The 16,290-nt window shown below is 65.5% G+C and carries 18 protein-coding genes; 11 read left to right on the forward strand and 7 right to left on the reverse strand.

Annotation, left to right across the window (positions count from 1 at the left end):
* The first annotated feature begins 1 nt into the window (after nucleotide 1).
* The 8 genes from D4Q52_RS04665 to D4Q52_RS04700 all read left to right on the forward strand — a co-directional run bounded on the left by D4Q52_RS04665 (nucleotide 2) and on the right by D4Q52_RS04700 (nucleotide 8,383).
* Nucleotides 2-2,122, forward strand: coding sequence for a TRAP transporter permease (locus D4Q52_RS04665; protein ID WP_119855371.1), 2,121 nt, complete (start codon nucleotides 2-4; stop codon nucleotides 2,120-2,122).
* Nucleotides 2,119-2,493 (forward strand): DUF1850 domain-containing protein, encoded by a 375-nt coding sequence (locus tag D4Q52_RS04670; RefSeq protein ID WP_119855437.1) that lies wholly within the window; start codon nucleotides 2,119-2,121, stop codon nucleotides 2,491-2,493. The genes D4Q52_RS04665 and D4Q52_RS04670 overlap by 4 nt, the downstream gene beginning before the upstream one ends.
* A gap of 250 nt (nucleotides 2,494-2,743) precedes the next feature.
* Nucleotides 2,744-3,547 carry an SDR family NAD(P)-dependent oxidoreductase gene (locus D4Q52_RS04675; protein ID WP_119855372.1) on the forward strand — a complete coding sequence of 268 codons (804 nt, stop codon included), beginning with the start codon at nucleotides 2,744-2,746 and terminating at the stop codon, nucleotides 3,545-3,547.
* A gap of 50 nt (nucleotides 3,548-3,597) precedes the next feature.
* The gene (locus tag D4Q52_RS04680; RefSeq protein ID WP_119855438.1) at nucleotides 3,598-4,365 is read left to right on the forward strand and encodes a tetratricopeptide repeat protein; all 768 of its coding nucleotides are present in this window, start codon (nucleotides 3,598-3,600) and stop codon (nucleotides 4,363-4,365) included.
* Between the two features lie 264 nt (nucleotides 4,366-4,629).
* Nucleotides 4,630-6,540, forward strand: a complete 1,911-nt coding sequence (locus D4Q52_RS04685) for a propionyl-CoA synthetase (RefSeq protein ID WP_119855373.1) — start codon at nucleotides 4,630-4,632, stop codon at nucleotides 6,538-6,540.
* A gap of 286 nt (nucleotides 6,541-6,826) precedes the next feature.
* Nucleotides 6,827-7,087: a hypothetical protein gene (locus tag D4Q52_RS04690; protein WP_119855374.1), complete on the forward strand. Its 261-nt coding sequence runs from the start codon at nucleotides 6,827-6,829 to the stop codon at nucleotides 7,085-7,087.
* A 248-nt stretch (nucleotides 7,088-7,335) separates the two neighbouring features.
* Entirely contained in the window at nucleotides 7,336-8,025 is a 690-nt protein-coding gene (locus D4Q52_RS04695; RefSeq protein ID WP_119855375.1) for an OmpW/AlkL family protein, read from the forward strand.
* 145 nt (nucleotides 8,026-8,170) lie between these two features.
* Nucleotides 8,171-8,383 (forward strand): alkylphosphonate utilization protein, encoded by a 213-nt coding sequence (locus D4Q52_RS04700; RefSeq protein ID WP_425328450.1) that lies wholly within the window; start codon nucleotides 8,171-8,173, stop codon nucleotides 8,381-8,383.
* 9 nt (nucleotides 8,384-8,392) lie between these two features.
* Here the strand turns inward: D4Q52_RS04700 and D4Q52_RS26400 are convergent, their stop codons facing one another.
* From D4Q52_RS26400 to D4Q52_RS04710, 3 genes are all read right to left on the reverse strand, one after another.
* Nucleotides 8,393-8,569, reverse strand: a complete 177-nt coding sequence (locus D4Q52_RS26400; protein ID WP_182915229.1) for a hypothetical protein — start codon at nucleotides 8,567-8,569, stop codon at nucleotides 8,393-8,395.
* A gap of 304 nt (nucleotides 8,570-8,873) precedes the next feature.
* Complete coding sequence (locus tag D4Q52_RS04705) at nucleotides 8,874-9,182, reverse strand: HigA family addiction module antitoxin (RefSeq protein ID WP_119855377.1); 309 nt, start codon at nucleotides 9,180-9,182, stop codon at nucleotides 8,874-8,876.
* 33 nt (nucleotides 9,183-9,215) lie between these two features.
* Entirely contained in the window at nucleotides 9,216-9,491 is a 276-nt protein-coding gene (locus D4Q52_RS04710; protein ID WP_119855378.1) for a type II toxin-antitoxin system RelE/ParE family toxin, read from the reverse strand.
* Nucleotides 9,492-9,794: 303 nt separating this feature from the next.
* Here D4Q52_RS04710 and D4Q52_RS04715 point away from each other — a divergent pair, with 303 nt between their 5' ends.
* Nucleotides 9,795-11,954, forward strand: coding sequence for an anthranilate synthase component I (locus D4Q52_RS04715; RefSeq protein WP_119855379.1), 2,160 nt, complete (start codon nucleotides 9,795-9,797; stop codon nucleotides 11,952-11,954).
* Nucleotides 11,955-12,331: 377 nt separating this feature from the next.
* Nucleotides 12,332-12,886 carry an adenine phosphoribosyltransferase gene (locus D4Q52_RS04720; protein WP_119855380.1) on the forward strand — a complete coding sequence of 185 codons (555 nt, stop codon included), beginning with the start codon at nucleotides 12,332-12,334 and terminating at the stop codon, nucleotides 12,884-12,886.
* A 185-nt stretch (nucleotides 12,887-13,071) separates the two neighbouring features.
* Here the strand turns inward: D4Q52_RS04720 and D4Q52_RS04725 are convergent, their stop codons facing one another.
* The 3 genes from D4Q52_RS04725 to D4Q52_RS26160 form a co-directional block, all read right to left on the reverse strand.
* Entirely contained in the window at nucleotides 13,072-13,740 is a 669-nt protein-coding gene (locus D4Q52_RS04725; protein WP_119855381.1) for a hypothetical protein, read from the reverse strand.
* Between the two features lie 166 nt (nucleotides 13,741-13,906).
* A complete protein-coding gene (locus D4Q52_RS04730; RefSeq protein ID WP_119855382.1) occupies nucleotides 13,907-14,680 on the reverse strand; it encodes a hypothetical protein in 774 nt (257 codons plus the stop codon).
* Nucleotides 14,662-14,988 carry a hypothetical protein gene (locus D4Q52_RS26160; RefSeq protein ID WP_147407747.1) on the reverse strand — a complete coding sequence of 109 codons (327 nt, stop codon included), beginning with the start codon at nucleotides 14,986-14,988 and terminating at the stop codon, nucleotides 14,662-14,664. Before D4Q52_RS26160 ends, D4Q52_RS04730 begins: the two co-directional genes overlap by 19 nt.
* Nucleotides 14,989-15,235: 247 nt before the next feature.
* Here D4Q52_RS26160 and D4Q52_RS04735 point away from each other — a divergent pair, with 247 nt between their 5' ends.
* The gene (locus D4Q52_RS04735) at nucleotides 15,236-16,000 is read left to right on the forward strand and encodes a sulfite exporter TauE/SafE family protein (protein ID WP_119855439.1); all 765 of its coding nucleotides are present in this window, start codon (nucleotides 15,236-15,238) and stop codon (nucleotides 15,998-16,000) included.
* Between the two features lie 9 nt (nucleotides 16,001-16,009).
* On the opposite strand, the gene D4Q52_RS04740 is transcribed toward D4Q52_RS04735, so the two are convergent.
* A complete protein-coding gene (locus D4Q52_RS04740; RefSeq protein ID WP_119855383.1) occupies nucleotides 16,010-16,207 on the reverse strand; it encodes a hypothetical protein in 198 nt (65 codons plus the stop codon).
* Nucleotides 16,208-16,290: the final 83 nt, after the last annotated feature.

Below are 16,290 nucleotides of genomic sequence, written 5' to 3' on the forward strand. Positions count from 1 at the left end.
GATGCAGCCCGCTGCGATTGAACAGGCTCCCGGAGCCGTGAAAGTCGAGTTCGACAATTTCGAGCACGGCTTTCCGCCCGGCTTTGGTCCGCGCGGTTGGCGGCATCTGGCCTACGGCGTGGCGATCGCCTTCGCGGTGTTCCAGTTGGTGATCGCCGCATGGAACGTGCTGCCGAGCCAGGTCGTTCGCGGCGTCCACGTCGGCTTCCTGCTGTTGCTGACCTTCGGGCTGATCGGCAACTTCACCGCCCGCACCGATTTCGGCCGCGCGATGGCCTGGATCGTCGGCGCGCTCGGCTTTCTCTGCGGCCTGTATCAATGGATCTTCTATGCCGACCTGATCGCGCGCGACGGCGACCCGACGCATCTCGACCTTGCGGTCGGCACGCTGCTCGCCGTTCTGGTCTTCGAGGGCACGCGCCGGCTAATGGGGCCGGCGCTGCCGATCATGTGCGGCGTCTGTCTGGTGTACTGGTTCTTCGGCCAGTATTTGCCGGCGCCGTTCAATCACCGCGGCTATGACTTCGACCAGGTGGTCACCCATCTGTCGTTCGGCACCGAAGGCTTCTACGGCGTGCCGATCTACGTATCGGCGACCTACATCTTCCTGTTCATTCTGTTCGGCTCGTTCCTCGAGCGCGCCGGCATGATCCAGCTGTTCACCGACGTGTCGCTCGGCCTGTTCGGCCGCAGCCGCGGCGGTCCCGCCAAGGTCGCGGTGTTCGCCTCTGGCATGATGGGCACGATCTCCGGCTCCGGCGTCGCCAACGTCGTCACCGTCGGCCAGTTCACCATTCCGCTGATGATCAAGTTCGGCTATCGCCGCGCCTTCGCGGCCGGCGTCGAGGCCACCGCCTCGATGGGCGGCCAGATCATGCCGCCGGTGATGGGGGCGGTGGCGTTCATCATGGCCGAGACGCTCGGCGTCGATTACTCGGTCGTCGTCAAGGCCGCCGTCATCCCGGCTTTCCTGTATTTCGCCTCGGCGTTCTGGATGGTGCATCTCGAGGCCGGCAAACACGGCCTGGTCGGCATGAAGGCTTCCGAAATTCCGAGCGCCTGGAAAGCCGCGGTCGAGCGCTGGTACCTGATCCTGCCGCTTGCCGCGCTGGTGTTCATGCTGTTCGAAGGCTTCACGCCGCTCTACGCCGGCTCGATGGGCCTGGCGCTGACGGTGGCGCTGATCCTCGGCGCCAGCATCGTGCACGGCTTCTCCAAGCCGGTGCTGCGCTACGTGTTCTGGATCGGGCTGGCGCTGGTGGTCGGCGCGGTGTCGCGCAACGGGCTCGACATCATGCGCATCGTGCTAATCGTCGCGGCGCTGATCGCCATCACGGCGTTCACCCGCGGCGGGCGCGCGACGCTCGCGGCGTGCCGCGATTCGCTGGCCGACAGCGCCAAATCCGCGCTCACCGTCGGCATGGCCTGCGCCATCGTCGGCACCATCATCGGCATGATGACCCAGACCGGCGTCGGCACGGTGTTCGGCAGCTGGGTGATCGGGCTCGGCGAGAAGAGCCTGTTCCTGGCGCTGATCATGACGATGCTGCTGTCGATCCTGCTCGGCACCGGCATCCCGACGATCCCGACCTACATCATCACCGCGGCGCTGGCGGCGCCGGCGCTCGCCAAGCTCGGCGTGCCGCTGATCGTCAGCCACATGTTCGCGTTCTACTACGGCATCATGGCGGACCTGTCGCCGCCGGTTGCGCTTGCCGCGCTCGCCGCGGCGCCGATCGCCCGCGAGAATCCGGACAAGATCGGCTGGGAGGCGATGCGGATCGCGCTGGCCGGCTACGTCATTCCGTTCATCGCGGTGTATTCGCCGGCCTTGATGCTGCAACCGGGCGATCCGATGGCGGCGCAGCTCGGTTTCTACGGCGCCGTTGTCTATGCGACGCTGAAGGCGCTGATCGCGATTGCGCTGTTCGGCATGGTGGCGATCGGCTTCCTGTATACGCGGATGAGCGTGCTCGAACGCATCGTCGCCTTTGTGGCGGCGATCTGCCTGCTCGGCGAATTCCCTTACAGCGACTATGTCGGCTTCGTCGTTTCCGCACTGATCGTGGCCTGGCAATGGCGACACCGTCCGCCGCGCGATGCGGTGGCCGCAGCATCATGAGCCTGTGCGTCGCGTCTGCCGGCGTCGTCAAGACGCTGGCGCTCGCGATGTTCACGCTGGCCTGGACGCATTCGATCGAGAAGGTGGAGTGGCAGGAGGACTGGCGCGTCACCCCGCTGGGCCTCGAGCTTGTGCAAGCCCGCGTCAAAGGCAGCGGCGCCGGCATGGAGCCGCCGCCCGAAGCGCGGCTGCACGGCGGCTGGTTCGCGTGGTCCCCCCACCGCACGCCGCAGCGCGAGCTGATCCTCGGTAATTCCGGCATGGCGGGTGAATGGCGGCTGTGTAGCGACGGCGCCTGCCGGACGCTGTCGGAGATTGTGGGGCATCAGCTTGGTGCGGAGCCGACGACCATCAGCGCATGCAGCGAGTAGTTGGTTGATTGCGATTGAGCTGCGGTCACCCTCCCCTGGGGGAGGGTCGCTCGCGTAGCGAGCGGGGTGGGGTGGCGAAGAGTTCATCCGCAGTGCCCCGCCGCTCACCCCACCCAGTCACGCATCTCGCTGCGCGAGCTGCTTGCCGACCCTCCCCCTCCAGGGGAGGGTGAAGAGAGAGGGAGCGCACGCATTGCGCTTCGCTGCATCCGGGCTACAAGGTCCCAGCTAACAACGAAAGAGAGCACGCATGCCACGACTGCAAGGCAAGACGGCGCTGGTGGTCGGCGCTGGGTCGATCGGGCCGGGCTGGGGCAACGGCAAGGCGACGGCGGTGACGTTTGCGCGCGAGGGCGCGCAGGTGTTCTGCGTCGATCGCAACGCCGAGGCGGCGGAGGAAACCGCCAGCCTGATCACCGGCACCGGTGGCCGCGCCACTGCGTTCGCGGCCGATGTGTCGCGCGCCGCGGCGGTCGAGGCGATGGTGCAGGCCTGCATGGAGGCCTACGGCAGAATCGACGTGCTCGACAACAATGTCGGCATCGCCGAGACCGGCGGCGTCGTTGAGGTGGCCGAGGCGGATTGGGACCGCGTCTTCGCCGTCAACCTCAAGAGCGCTTACCTCGCGATGAAGCACGTCATCCCGATCATGCAGCGCCAGGGCGGCGGCTCGATCGTCAACATCTCGTCGATCGCCTCGATCCGCCATCTCGGCCTGACCTACGTCACTTACGCGGCCTCGAAGGCCGCGATGAACGCCATGACCCGCAACACCGCGGTCGAGTACGCCAGGGACCATATTCGGGTGAATGCGATTTTGCCCGGGCTGATGAAGACCCCGATGGTCGCGCATTCCGCCAGCGTGGTGGAGAGTTATTCGGGCGGCGACGTCGAAGCGATGTGGCGCGCGCGCGACGCGCAGGTGCCGATGGGCCATATGGGCGAAGCCTGGGACGTCGCCAACGCCGCGCTGTTTTTGGCCGGCGACGAGTCGAAATACGTCACCGGCATCGAGCTGGTGGTCGACGGCGGGCTGACGCTGAAGGTGAACTGAGGGCCCTGACACGAATGCGAGCAAGATAGCAGCGCCCGATGATGACTTTGATGCGTCGCGTTTCGATCGCCTCCGTCTTGCTCGCGCTCGCGCTGCTGATGCAGGCCGCGTCGGCGTTCGCGACCAGTAGTGACGAGCTCGACGATCCGATGGCCGATCCCGCGCCGTGCCTGACGGCCGCGTCGAAGTCCGGTGAGGCGGTGAGGGCGGTTGCGCTGTGCGGGAGATTGCTCGCCAATCGCAATACCGAGCGCAACGATCGCATCAAGGCGCTGGTCGCGCGGGGCAGCGCGCTGGCCCGAACCGGAGAGATCGATCGCGCGATCGCCGACTACGACGATGCGTTGCGGCTCGATCCGAAACAGCCGGACGTCCTCAATGCCCGTGGCGAGTTATGGCGCGGCAAGGGTGATCATCCCAAGGCGCTGCTGGATTTCTCGGCGGCTTTGAAACTTCTGCCGGATCACGCCGCCGCGCGTGCCAATCACCGGGCGCTGGCGGCGGAGCTGGAACGGCTCGGGATGCAGAAGGCGGTCGACGGCAAGCCGAGCTTCGACTGCCTCCGCGCCCGGCGCCCCGTCGAGAAAGCGATTTGCGCCGATCGCGACCTCGCCAATCTCGACCGCGAGATCGACGCGATGTATCGGCGGCTGCTGCGGGACAACGCCAAGGCGAAGCCCGCTGAACTGCAGGCGCTGAAGCGCGCGCAGGACAGCTTTCTCGCGCGGCGGAATACCGCCTATGGGAAGCCCGGCTACGACCTGCGGGCCGCTATGAAGGCCCGGTTGCAGCAGCTCTCCGGCGTTAACGGCTATTGAGGTGTTCGTCATTGCGAGCGAAGCGAAGCAATCCAGCTCCGTGTGCTGGTTTGGATTGCTTCGTCGCTTCGCTCCTCGCAATGACGGCTGAGCCTCATCGCGTCGCGCGATGGGGGCGCTACCTCCATCCTGCCGGATGGGATTGAAAATACCGCTGCAGCGGCCGATGCTGGTGTTGATTAGGAACAAAGGCGGGGTTGCGCTCGCCGCCGAAAAGCCGGACATGGCGGGCCAAACCGCCCGAAAACATGGGAGTGCGACGCCATGAATATGCACGACACGAGTCGTTATCACGAGGTCCATGCCCGCTCGCTGGCAGATCCGGAAGGGTTCTGGGGCGAGGCTGCGCGCGAGATCGACTGGATCGAACCGCCCACCAAGGTGTTCGACGCCTCGCTCGGGCTTTATGGCCGCTGGTTTCCCGGCGCCAAGGTCAACACCTGTTACAACGCGCTCGACCGCCACGTCGCCAACGGCCGCGCCGATCAGGTCGCGCTGATCCACGACTCGCCGCTGACCGGCACGATCAGCACCTTCACCTACGCGGAGATGCTGCGCGAGGTGCAGGCGCTCGCCGCGATCATGCAGGATTTCGGCGTGCAGAAGGGCGACCGCGTCATTCTGTACATGCCGATGGTGCCGGAATCGATGGTCGCGATGCTGGCCTGCGCCCGTATCGGCGCGGTGCATTCGGTGGTGTTCGGCGGCTTCGCCGCCAAGGAGCTCGCCACCCGCATTGAGGACGCCAAGCCGAAGCTGATCCTGTCGGCGAGCTGCGGCATCGAGCCCGGCCGCATCGTCAAGTACAAGCCGCTGCTGGATGAGGCGATCGAGCTCGCCTCCGTCAAGCCGGACGCCTGCATCATCCTGAAGCGTCCGCAGCAGGATTGCGAGCTCAAGGATGGCCGCGACCACGACTGGGCCAAACTGCGCAGCGAGGCGTTGGCCGCCGGCAAGGCCGCTGACTGCGTCGCCGTCGACGCTACCGATCCGCTCTACATCCTCTACACTTCGGGCACCACCGGCAAGCCGAAGGGCGTCGTCCGCGACAACGGCGGTCACCTCGTCGCGCTGAAATGGTCGATGGAGAATCTGTACGGCGTGAAGCCCGGCGAAGTGTGGTGGTGCGCGTCCGACATCGGCTGGGTGGTGGGCCACAGCTACATCATCTACGGCCCGCTGATCCACGGCGCGACCTCGATCATGTACGAAGGCAAGCCGGTCGGCACGCCGGACGCCGGCGCGTTCTGGCGGGTGATCAGCGAGCACGGCGCGGTGGCGCTGTTCACGGCGCCGACCGCGTTCCGCGCCATCCGCAAGGAGGACGGCGAGGGCGCCTTCATCCGCAAATACGACCTGTCGAAATTCCGCACGCTGTTCCTGGCCGGCGAGCGCGCTGATCCGCCGACGGTGGAATGGGCCGAAGAGCAGCTCAAGGTGCCGGTGATCGATCACTGGTGGCAGACCGAAACCGGCTGGTGCATCGCCGGCAATCCGGTCGGCCTCGGCCTGCTGCCGGTCAAGCACGGCTCGCCGACGGTGCCGATGCCGGGCTACAAACTCGAAGTGGTCGACGAGGGCGCCAAGCCGGTGCCGGCGGGCACCATGGGCTCGATCGTCATCAAGCTGCCGCTGCCGCCCGGCAATCTGCCGACGCTGTGGCAGCAGGACGAGCGCTGCCGCGAGAGCTACTTCGCCGATTTCCCCGGCTACTACAAGACGTCCGACGCCGGCTATCTGGACGAAGACGGCTACGTCTTCGTGATGGGCCGCACCGACGACATCATCAACGTCGCCGGCCACCGGCTCTCGACCGGCGGCATGGAGGAGATCCTCGCCTCGCATCCGGACGTCGCCGAATGCGCCGTGCTCGGCATCAACGACACCATTAAGGGCGAGGTGCCGTGCGGGCTGATCGTGCTGAAGAGCGGGGTTACCCGCGACCACGCCGAGATCGAGAAGGAGATCGTCAAGCTGGTGCGCGACAAGCTCGGCCCGGTGGCGGCGTTCAAGCTCGCCATCACCGTGCCGCGGCTGCCCAAGACCCGCTCCGGCAAGATCCTGCGCGGCACCATCAAGAAGATCGCCGACGGCGACGCCTGGACCATGCCGGCCACGATCGAAGACCCGACCGCGCTCGACGACATCTCGTCGGCGCTGAAGAGCCACGGCTGAGGGGCAGACCTTGCCCCGTCATTGCGAGCGAAGCGAAGCAATCCAGGCGCAGTGCACCGCGCTGGATTGCTTCGTCGCTTCGCTCCTCGCAATGACGGGACGAGGGGCTCTGCGATTGCGGACTTACAAAGCCCGCATTTCAGCGTAAACAGGCACTGCCTTTCCGCGTCATTCCGGGGCGCCGCGCAGCGGCGAACCCGGAATCCATAACCCCCGTCGGTGAGTATGGATTCCGGGCTCACGAGCTTCGCTCGTGCCCCGGAATGACGAACTCTCAGGGGTGTGAATGTTGCTCAATTCGAAACGCCTGCTCGCCCTCACCATCGTCGCCCTGACGCTCGCCGGTTGCGCCAGCCGCAACGACGCGCCGACGGATCTCGGCGACGACGACGCGTTCTGCCGGCAGAACGGCGTTGCGGCCGGCTCGTCCGACTACGTCGCCTGCCGCAGGGATCGCGACGTGCAGCGCTCGAACTCGATCACCCGTGCCAATCGCGCCCAGCGCAATCTCGGCGAGTACATGATGCAGAACCCGAGCCGTCCGTAGCGGCGGGCGGTCGCCACCCGCGCGGTGCGCGGACCCACAGGGCGCGACCAACTTCATTGCTACGCGTCAATTGCTCAGGCCAGTTGCGACTGTCCTGGGAATCTGTGACCCGCGCGACACACGGGCCGAGCAGGTGCGACAACCTGCCTCGGTGTTTTGATCGAGATCAATCCCGACTGCTCCTCGGAGGCCTCTGTGCTCGCAAGCGTGAGCTCCCGCTCACGCGACTAAGCATCAAGGGGCATCTGATGACTAAATTTCTGACTGCAGTGTCGGCGCTGGCGATGGCGGCGGCGCTGAACGGCCTGCCGGCTTCCGCCGTGGCCGCCGACCTCGCCGCGCGGCCAATCTACAAGGCGCCGGTCGTCGACGAATGGAATCCGTGGATGATCCGCCTGCGCGCACTCGGCGTGGTGACGCGGGACTCCGGCTACGTCGATCAGGTCCCCGGCTCGTCGCTGAAGACCACCGACACCTTGGTGCCCGAACTCGACATCACCTATTTCTTCACCCGCAACATCGCGGCCGAGCTGATCCTCGGCGTCACCAAGCACAGCGTCTCCGGCGCGGATGCGCTGGCCGGCATCGATGTCGGCAAGGCCTGGCTGCTGCCGCCGACCCTGACGCTGCAATATCATTTCACCGACTTCGGCGCGTTCAAGCCCTATGTCGGCGCCGGCGTGAACTACACCTTCTTCTTCAGCCAGAAGGCCGCCGGCGGCGTTGTCATCGAGAGCCACCTCAAGGACAGCTTCGCGCCCGCCGTTCAGGTTGGTTTCGACTACATGTTCGACAAGCACTGGGGCTGGAACGTCGACGTCAAGAAGCTGTGGCTGCGTCCGGAGTGGAGCGGCACGCTGGCCGGCAATGTCCCGGTCACCGGCAAGGTCAACCTCGATCCGTGGCTGATCGGCACCGGCATCACCTACAAGTTCTGACGCATCCTGCGGCAGAACGAGCGCGGCGCGGGTCACTCGCGTCGCGCTTCGGGGCAGCACCGGATCATTGCGGCGGGGCTGCTTTCCTGCTTCGAGTTCCGTCGCGGCGACCTCGCGGCACCATCCCGAAAGGCAAGTCATGGATATCAAAGTGAGAGACAGCAACGGCGCGCTGCTCGCCGACGGCGACAACGTCTCGCTGATCAAGGATTTGAAGCTGAAGGGCTCGTCCACGGTGCTGAAGCGCGGCACGATGATCCGCGGCATCCGCCTCACCGACAACGAGGACGAGATCGAAGGCCGCACCGACAAGATCAAGGGCCTGGTGTTGCGGACGGAGTTCTTGAAGAAGGCGTGACGCTGAAAATCAGTGCAGCCACTCGCCATCGCCGCTGGCGTGGCTGAAGATGACGGCGGCCCGCAGCCGCGCCAATTCGGCCTCGAGGTGCTCGTTGACCTGCATCAGCGCACGCAGCGCCTCGTGCTCGCTGCCGCCGCTCTCGGCGACGATCAGGTCGATTTGTTTGTCCAGGCGGTTCGGCATGAGATGTCTCACTGATCACGCGGCGGTGCTGTCAGTGGACTGAAATGCGCCGATCGCGGCGCAAGTTCCTCGTGATTGGGGCAGGCGCGCCCTACTCGCGACTTATCACCGTTATCCCCAGATTGGCGAACCCAAGAAGGGATGCATGCCGAGAACAGGTTAGGCGTCAGCGCGTACCAATACGTTGATGTCGCAGCCAGAAACCGGCAAAATCAGCTGCGTCCGCCATTCCCCGTTACGGCCGGTTGTCACCCGGCATGCGGGAAGAGAATGCGGGAGGCGCGGAAGCGTTCCTTAAGTCTCGTCAGGCGACGAGGGATTCGATATGGCTGACATCGACTGTCCGCTCCGCGTGCCAGGTGTCGAAGGCTCCCTGCATCCGCACCCACACGCCGGCTCCGCCACCGAACAACTTGCCGAGGCGCACTGCGACTTCGGGAGACACAGGCTTCTTCTCCGACAAGATGTCGTGCAGGTGCTGGCGCGAAATTCCAAGAAGACGCGCGATCTCCGACTTGCTCTTTTGCACCGCCGGAATCACGTCCTCGCGCAGGACAGCTCCCGGATGGGTGGGGCAGCGCTCCTTGCTGCGCTTGGCGACGTAATCGTTCATTGTCCGTCCTGACTGATCGCCGCGTCTTGGATATTAGTGGTATTGCTCGAAATCGACCCGGTATGCGTCGCCGTCTTCGAACTCGAAGGTGATGCACCAAGGTCCGTTGACATGGACTGAGAAGCGAAGCGGCCTTCCGCGCAGGGCATGAAAATCGAAGCCGGCGATGTTCATCTGTTCGGGTGCCGCCGCGGACTCGAGTTGATCGAGGCGCCGGAGTATCCGATCATGCATCTTGGTGTCGATCTTCGACGTCTTCCCGCTGCACCAAAGATCCGCCAAAGCCTTCGATCTGAATGTCTTGATCATGGCTGTAAGCATTTCGCTGACGTATGTCAATTGTTAGCTTACAGGCTTGGGGCGGACATGAAAGTCGATCCATAGTCTCATGCCGCCAACGCATGCGCCCCTTGACTCCGCCTCCGCCCGGTGATGCATTGCCGGCCATGTGCACGCAGTCCCAGCCCGTCGTTTGCCGTCGTTGGTGGCGCACCTCGTAACCAGAGGTGGCCGTGCGATCCCCCGTGTTTTGATCGTCCCGAGGCCGCCACGCGAGGCGGCTTTCGTTGGTCCTGTGTGGCGTTCCCTCGGCAGATTGCTTAAGAGGATGCCATGAACAGGACCGTTTTCTCGCTTCCCGCGCGCAGCGACTACAAGACCGCCGCGGGTCTTTCCGTGTCGCGCACGGTGGAGGCCTTCACCGGCGGCCAGGCGCTGGATGATCTGATCGACCTGCTGGACCGCCGCCGCGGCGTGATGCTGTCGTCCGGCACCACGGTGCCGGGGCGCTACGAGAGCTTCGATTTCGGCTTCGCCGATCCACCGCTGGCCCTGACCACGCAGGCCGACCAGTTCAGCATCGAGGCGCTGAACCCGCGCGGCGAGACGCTGATTGCCTTCCTGGCCGATCGGCTGGAGGAGCCCAGCATCGTTGTCGAGCAGGCCTGCGCAACCAAGATCCGCGGCCGGATCATCCGCGGCGAAGCGCCGGTGGACGAGGACCAGCGCACCCGCCGCGCTAGCGCGATCTCGCTGGTTCGGGCGCTAGTCGCGGCGTTCGCGTCGCCGGCCGATCCGATGCTCGGGCTGTATGGCGCGTTCGCCTACGATCTGGTGTTCCAGTTCGAGGACCTCGAGCAGAAGCGAGCCCGCGCGGCCGACCAGCGCGACATCGTGCTGTATGTGCCGGACCGGCTCTTGGCCTACGACCGCGCCACCGGCTGCGGCGTCCATATCGCCTATGAGTTCGGCTGGAAGGCCAAGTCGACCGCCGGCCTGCCGACCGCGACCAGCGACAGCGTCTACACCCAGACTGGCCGCCAGGGCTTTGCCGACCATGCGCCGGGCGAGTACGCCAAGGTCGTCGAGGTGGCGCGCGAGGCATTCGCCCGCGGCGACCTGTTCGAGGCGGTGCCGGGCCAGTTGTTCGGCGAGCCGTGCGAGCGCTCGCCGGCCGAAGTGTTCAAACGGCTGTGCCGGATCAATCCGTCGCCTTACGGCGGCCTGCTCAATCTCGGCGACGGCGAATTCCTGGTGTCGGCCTCGCCCGAAATGTTCGTCCGCTCCGACGGCCGCCGCATCGAGACCTGCCCGATCTCCGGCACCATCGCCCGCGGCACCGACGCGATCAGCGATGCCGAGCAGATCCAGAAGCTCCTGAACTCCGAGAAGGACGAGTTCGAGCTCAACATGTGCACCGACGTCGACCGCAACGACAAGGCGCGGGTGTGCGTGCCGGGCACCATCAAGGTGCTGGCCCGTCGTCAGATCGAGACCTATTCGAAGCTGTTCCACACGGTGGACCATGTCGAGGGCATGCTGCGCCCGGGCTTCGACGCGCTCGACGCGTTTCTCACCCACGCCTGGGCCGTCACCGTCACCGGCGCGCCGAAACTGTGGGCGATGCAGTTCGTCGAGGACAACGAGCGAACGCCGCGGCGCTGGTACGCCGGCGCGTTTGGCGTGGTTGGCTTCGACGGCACCATCAACACCGGCCTCACCATCCGCACCATCCGGATGAAGGACGGGCTCGCCGAAGTGCGCGTCGGCGCCACTTGTTTGTTCGACTCCGATCCGGTCGCCGAGGACAAGGAGTGCCAGGTCAAGGCCGCGGCGCTGTTCCAGGCGCTGCGCGGCGATCCGCCGAAGCCGCTGTCGGCGGTGGCGCCGGACGCCACCGGCTCGGGCAAGAAGGTGCTGCTGATCGACCACGACGACAGCTTCGTGCACATGCTGGCAGACTATTTCCGCCAGGTCGGCGCCCAGGTCACGGTGGTGCGCTATGTCCATGCCCAGAAGATGCTGGCCGACAACGCCTACGATCTCCTGGTGCTGTCGCCCGGTCCCGGCCGGCCGGAGGATTTCGGCATCAAATCGACTATCGACAGCGCGCTCGGCAAGCAGCTGCCGATCTTCGGCGTCTGCCTTGGCGTTCAGGCGATGGGCGAGTATTTCGGCGGCACGCTCGGCCAGCTGCAGCAGCCGGCGCACGGCCGGCCGTCGCGCATCCAGGTCCGGGGCGGCACGCTGATGCACGGCCTGCCCAACGAGATCACGATCGGCCGCTATCACTCGTTGTATGTCGAGATGAACGACATGCCGAAGGATCTCACCGTCACCGCCTCCACCGAGGACGGCGTTGCCATGGCGATCGAGCACAAGACGCTGCCGGTCGGCGGCGTGCAGTTCCACCCGGAATCGCTGATGTCGCTCGGCGGCGGGGTCGGGCTGCGCATTGTCGAAAACGCGTTCCGACTCGGTGCACCGGCCTGAGAGCTTGGCCGGAAATCGATGCCTAGAATGATGCCTTGCACGTCGTCATTGCGAGGCGGCGAAGCCGACGAAGCAATCCAGCGCAGTGCACGGAGCTTCTGGATTGCTTCGCTTCGCTCGCAATGACGGAAAACGCAGCTGATTTTGCCGCATTCGTTGCCGGCCGGGCTCTAAGGTGGCGGGGGATTGATCCTGATCGAAGGCGGCGCAGAAGGGCCATGCTACAAGCCCACTGCATCGCAGATCCCGGTTGCGGTCTCATTCCTGCTTGCTAAGACCTTTGGCTAGTCCTTTTGGCGGGGGTAGCCGAATTTCCGGATTGCCTCGCCTGCTCGCCTGCCGAACTATCAGTCCCATCCAGCAGAGACCCCGCGCCGATGAACGCTCTCGCTCAAGACCTGATCCACGACCTCAAGGCCAGCGTCCGCACCATCCCGGACTATCCCAAGCCCGGCATCATGTTCCGCGACATCACCACCCTGCTGGGCGAGCCGCGGGCCTTCCGCCGCGCCGTCGACGAACTGGTGCAGCCCTGGGCCGGCTCCAAGATCGATAAGGTCGCCGGCATCGAGGCGCGCGGCTTCATCAGCGGCGGCGCGATCGCCCATCAGGTGTCGTCGGGTTTCGTGCCGATCCGCAAGAAGGGCAAGCTGCCGCACACCTGCGTGTCGATGGAATACGCGCTGGAATACGGCACCGACATGATCGAGATCCATGTCGACGCGCTGCAGCCCGGCGAGCGGGTGATCCTGGTCGACGACCTGATCGCCACCGGCGGCACCGCCGAAGGCGCCATCAAGCTGCTGCGCCAGATTGGCGCCGAAGTGGTCGCCGCCTGCTTCATCGTCGACCTGCCGGACCTCGGCGGCGCCGACAAGATCCGCAGCATGGGCGTTCCGGTGCGGACGCTGATCGAGTTCGGCGGGCATTGAGGCTCGCACGCGACCTCACCTCTCCCCGCGTGCGGGGAGAGGTCGGCACGCATCGCTAGATGCGGGCCGGGTGAGGGGGCGTTTCCACTCGGCCGAGCGCTGCGACTCGTGGAGGGGCCCCCTCACCCGGTGCGCATTCGCTTCGCTCGTGCGCACCACCCTCTCCCCGCAAGCGGGGCGAGGGTTTAAGGTCGCCCCTGCGTCATCTCCAGCTCGATATCCCGGAACGCCGTGTAGTTGCGGCGAATCCATTGGTTGAGTTCAGTGGAGGCGTCCGGCTCGGCGCGCAGATAGCCGGTGAACGAAAAGTTCAGCCGGTCGATATAGGTCTTCAGGAACGGCGGAAGGGCGCGGATGCGAAGGATGCGGCCGCGGGCGAACACCGGCGGCAATTCGCCGAGCAGCACGTGCTCGTTGTCGACAACAAAGAGCTGGCGCGGTGGCACGATGTCCTGCAGCGACCCGTAGGCGCGCGCGGAGTTGCGGTCGGTGTCGGCGACGAACAGCACGACCGGCGCGATCTGGCGCCGCGCGGCCTCCTTGATGAAGCCGATTTCCGCGAAGGTGCCGAAGAACTCGTCGAACGCGTGAAAGCCGAGGTCGATCACCTTGGCGACGCCGTCATGGACGATCAGCCGGTCCATCAGCTGGATCTTGCCGAAGGTGCCGTCGATCTCGGCGGTCTCCGTCAGCCGCGGCAGGTAGTCGAGCAGCGACGGTTCCTTGACGTTGACGTCGAAAGCCGTCACCGAGCCGCGCGCCAGATACAGAAACTCGGCCAGCAGCCGCGCGATCAGCGTCTTGCCGACGAACGGGCGCGGCGAACAGACGATGTAGACCGGGGTGCGGGACATGGCGGCAGAATGGGCCGATTGCATCGGCGGACAACAACTCCGCCTCGTCATGCCCGGGCTTGTCCCGGGCATCCCCGTCTTGGGAGCCTAGCACGATCCAAGGCGTGGATGGCCGGGACGAGCTCGGCCACGACGGCAAATACTACATGCCGATATCACCCGCGAGTTATTTCTCGCCGCCGGCTTGGGCCACGTCGGTGGTGCGGCCGCCCTTGTCCTTGCCGACGATGTCGGTCAGCCGGATGCGGTCGAACTCGCTCCAGACATTGGCGAGCCAGTGCCGGACATAGCCGCGCAGCACGAAGGAGTAGTTGGCCGGCTCGTCGTGCACGCCCTTGTTGGCGACGAATTTGAGGAACGGCACCGACGACACTTCGACCTGCTCATAGGCCATTTCGTTGAGCTTGGGGATGGTCAGCTCGGTGGCGTCCTTGATGCGGTGGAAATACGAATTGTAGGTCGCCTGGTCCCACTCGAAGAAGCTGGTGTTGTTGATGAAGTTCTTGGTGAGGAAGTACTTGGCGCCGGTCATGAAGTTGGCGGTCTCGGCGATCTCGTCCAGCGAGGCGATCGAGGGGCCGAGGATGTGGAACACCGCGAAGGTGATCTGCCCGGAGCGGGCGGCGTCGAGGAAGCCGATGTCGCGCAGGCTGGCCAGCGCCGGCGACAGCAGGCCGGCGCGGACGTCGATCACCGTGACCGACGGCACGGCGTTGTTCAGCGTGTCGAAGATCTTCATCTGGTCGGCTGTCGACGTCATGTCGACGATCTCGGTAATGCCCGGATGGAAGCGCTTCAGCGTGCCGCGCGGCGATTCGGTGTCGAAGGCGCGGGTCGGGATGTTGTTGGCGCTGAAATAGTCGAGCAGGGTTCGTGACACCGTGGTCTTGCCCACGCCGCCTTTGTCCGCGCCGACGACGATCACTGCTGGCTTCGCCATGAGATTCCTTTTTTGGACGGTTTGGCCCCCACCGCGCCCGCGGTGCATGTCCATGCGTTGGCGGCGAACATGCCAGAAACATCGGATATTTCAATGACCCCGCAGCGTATCTCGGCAATCTCGACGAAACGGTGCCGAAACTTCTTGGGGCGACGAAGGTAGCGGTCCCATTCGCGGCCCCCACGGCCTGCGCAGCAGGCGGGAGGCGAGCGCCAGGGCGGATCACTCCACGCGTTGATCGAGGTAATGATCTGGGGCGCGGCTGCGCCGCCGATGATGTCGGTGGCTGCAAGAGACAACGCGGGCATCGCGTGCTCCAGGGGCTGCCGATGCGACTCGTGCCGCACAGATCGCGGCTCCCGTCGGTCGACCGGCCGGGCCCTCATCCATCAATCTGCGAGGCGCAGCAAGCAGCCCCTCCGTCATCGCAGCCGCCGCTTGCAGATTCGATTGCTGGTATCGCTTGCGGCGACACACTCGGTGCCGCATGGATCGTGCGCGCATGCGCGCATCGGTCTTCCGCCGCCGGTCCTGCGGCATCCCTCGCGAGTCGTCGTGTCGTCGATCATTACCGACCCCTGGTTCTATGCCGCTGCGATCCCTGCGGTGCTCCTGCTTGGGCTGGCGAAGGGCGGCTTCTCGGGCATTGGGATCGCTGCGACGCCGCTGCTGGCGCTGTTTTTGCCGCCGCTCGAAGCCGCGGCGCTGTTGTTGCCGGTGCTGATCAGCCAGGACATGATCTCGCTCTACGTCTACCGGCATCATTGGGACGCGCGGAGCCTGAAGATCATGCTGCCGGGCGCGCTGCTCGGCATGGGCCTGGCCTGGTGGACGGCGGCGCTGGTGTCGGACGATGTGGTGCGGGTGATCGTCGGCGGCGTCGGCTTCGCCTTCGTGCTCGACGTCTGGCTGCGGCCGCAACTGACGCCGACCAAGGGCGCGCTGGCGCCCGGCTTGTTCTGGGGCGGCGTGTCCGGCTTCACCTCGTTCATGACGCAGGGCGGCGGGCCGCCGTACCAAGTCTACATGCTGCCGCTGCAACTGCCCAAGCTGGTGCTGGTCGGCACCACCACGATCTTCTTCGCGATCCTCAACGTGCTGAAGATCGGCCCCTACATTCTGCTCGGCCAGTTCAATCCGGCGAATCTGGCAACCTCGATTGCGCTGCTGCCGCTTGCCGCGGCGGCCAACCTGCTAGGTATCTGGCTGGTTCGGCGGATGCCGACCGGGCTGTTCTACAAGATCGCCTATGCGCTGCTGTTCGTGGTCTCGACCGTGCTGATGGCGCAGGGCATCGCGGGCCTGCTCGGCGTGAAATAGCGACAGCGTTCAGCGCGCTGTCGGGGCGATCTGGCGAGCCACCAGATAAGAAATCGGCATCGCCAGCACGAAGCCGGCAGTGACCGCGCGCGGAATCCACTGCATCGCGTGCTCGGCAAGGCCCGGCACCGCCAGCACCGCGACCAGCATCATCCCGGCCATCGTTGCGCCGCCGATGATCCAGAGCACCACCGCGATCTTCAACATGTTCGTCTCCTGGGTAACGGACGCCAGCGCAAGTCAGCGCGCATGGGCGTGGAAGGCAGCGGGACGATAGGATGGGTAGGGTT

Source organism: Rhodopseudomonas palustris (assembly GCF_003591005.1).
GTDB lineage: Bacteria > Pseudomonadota > Alphaproteobacteria > Rhizobiales > Xanthobacteraceae > Rhodopseudomonas > Rhodopseudomonas palustris_K.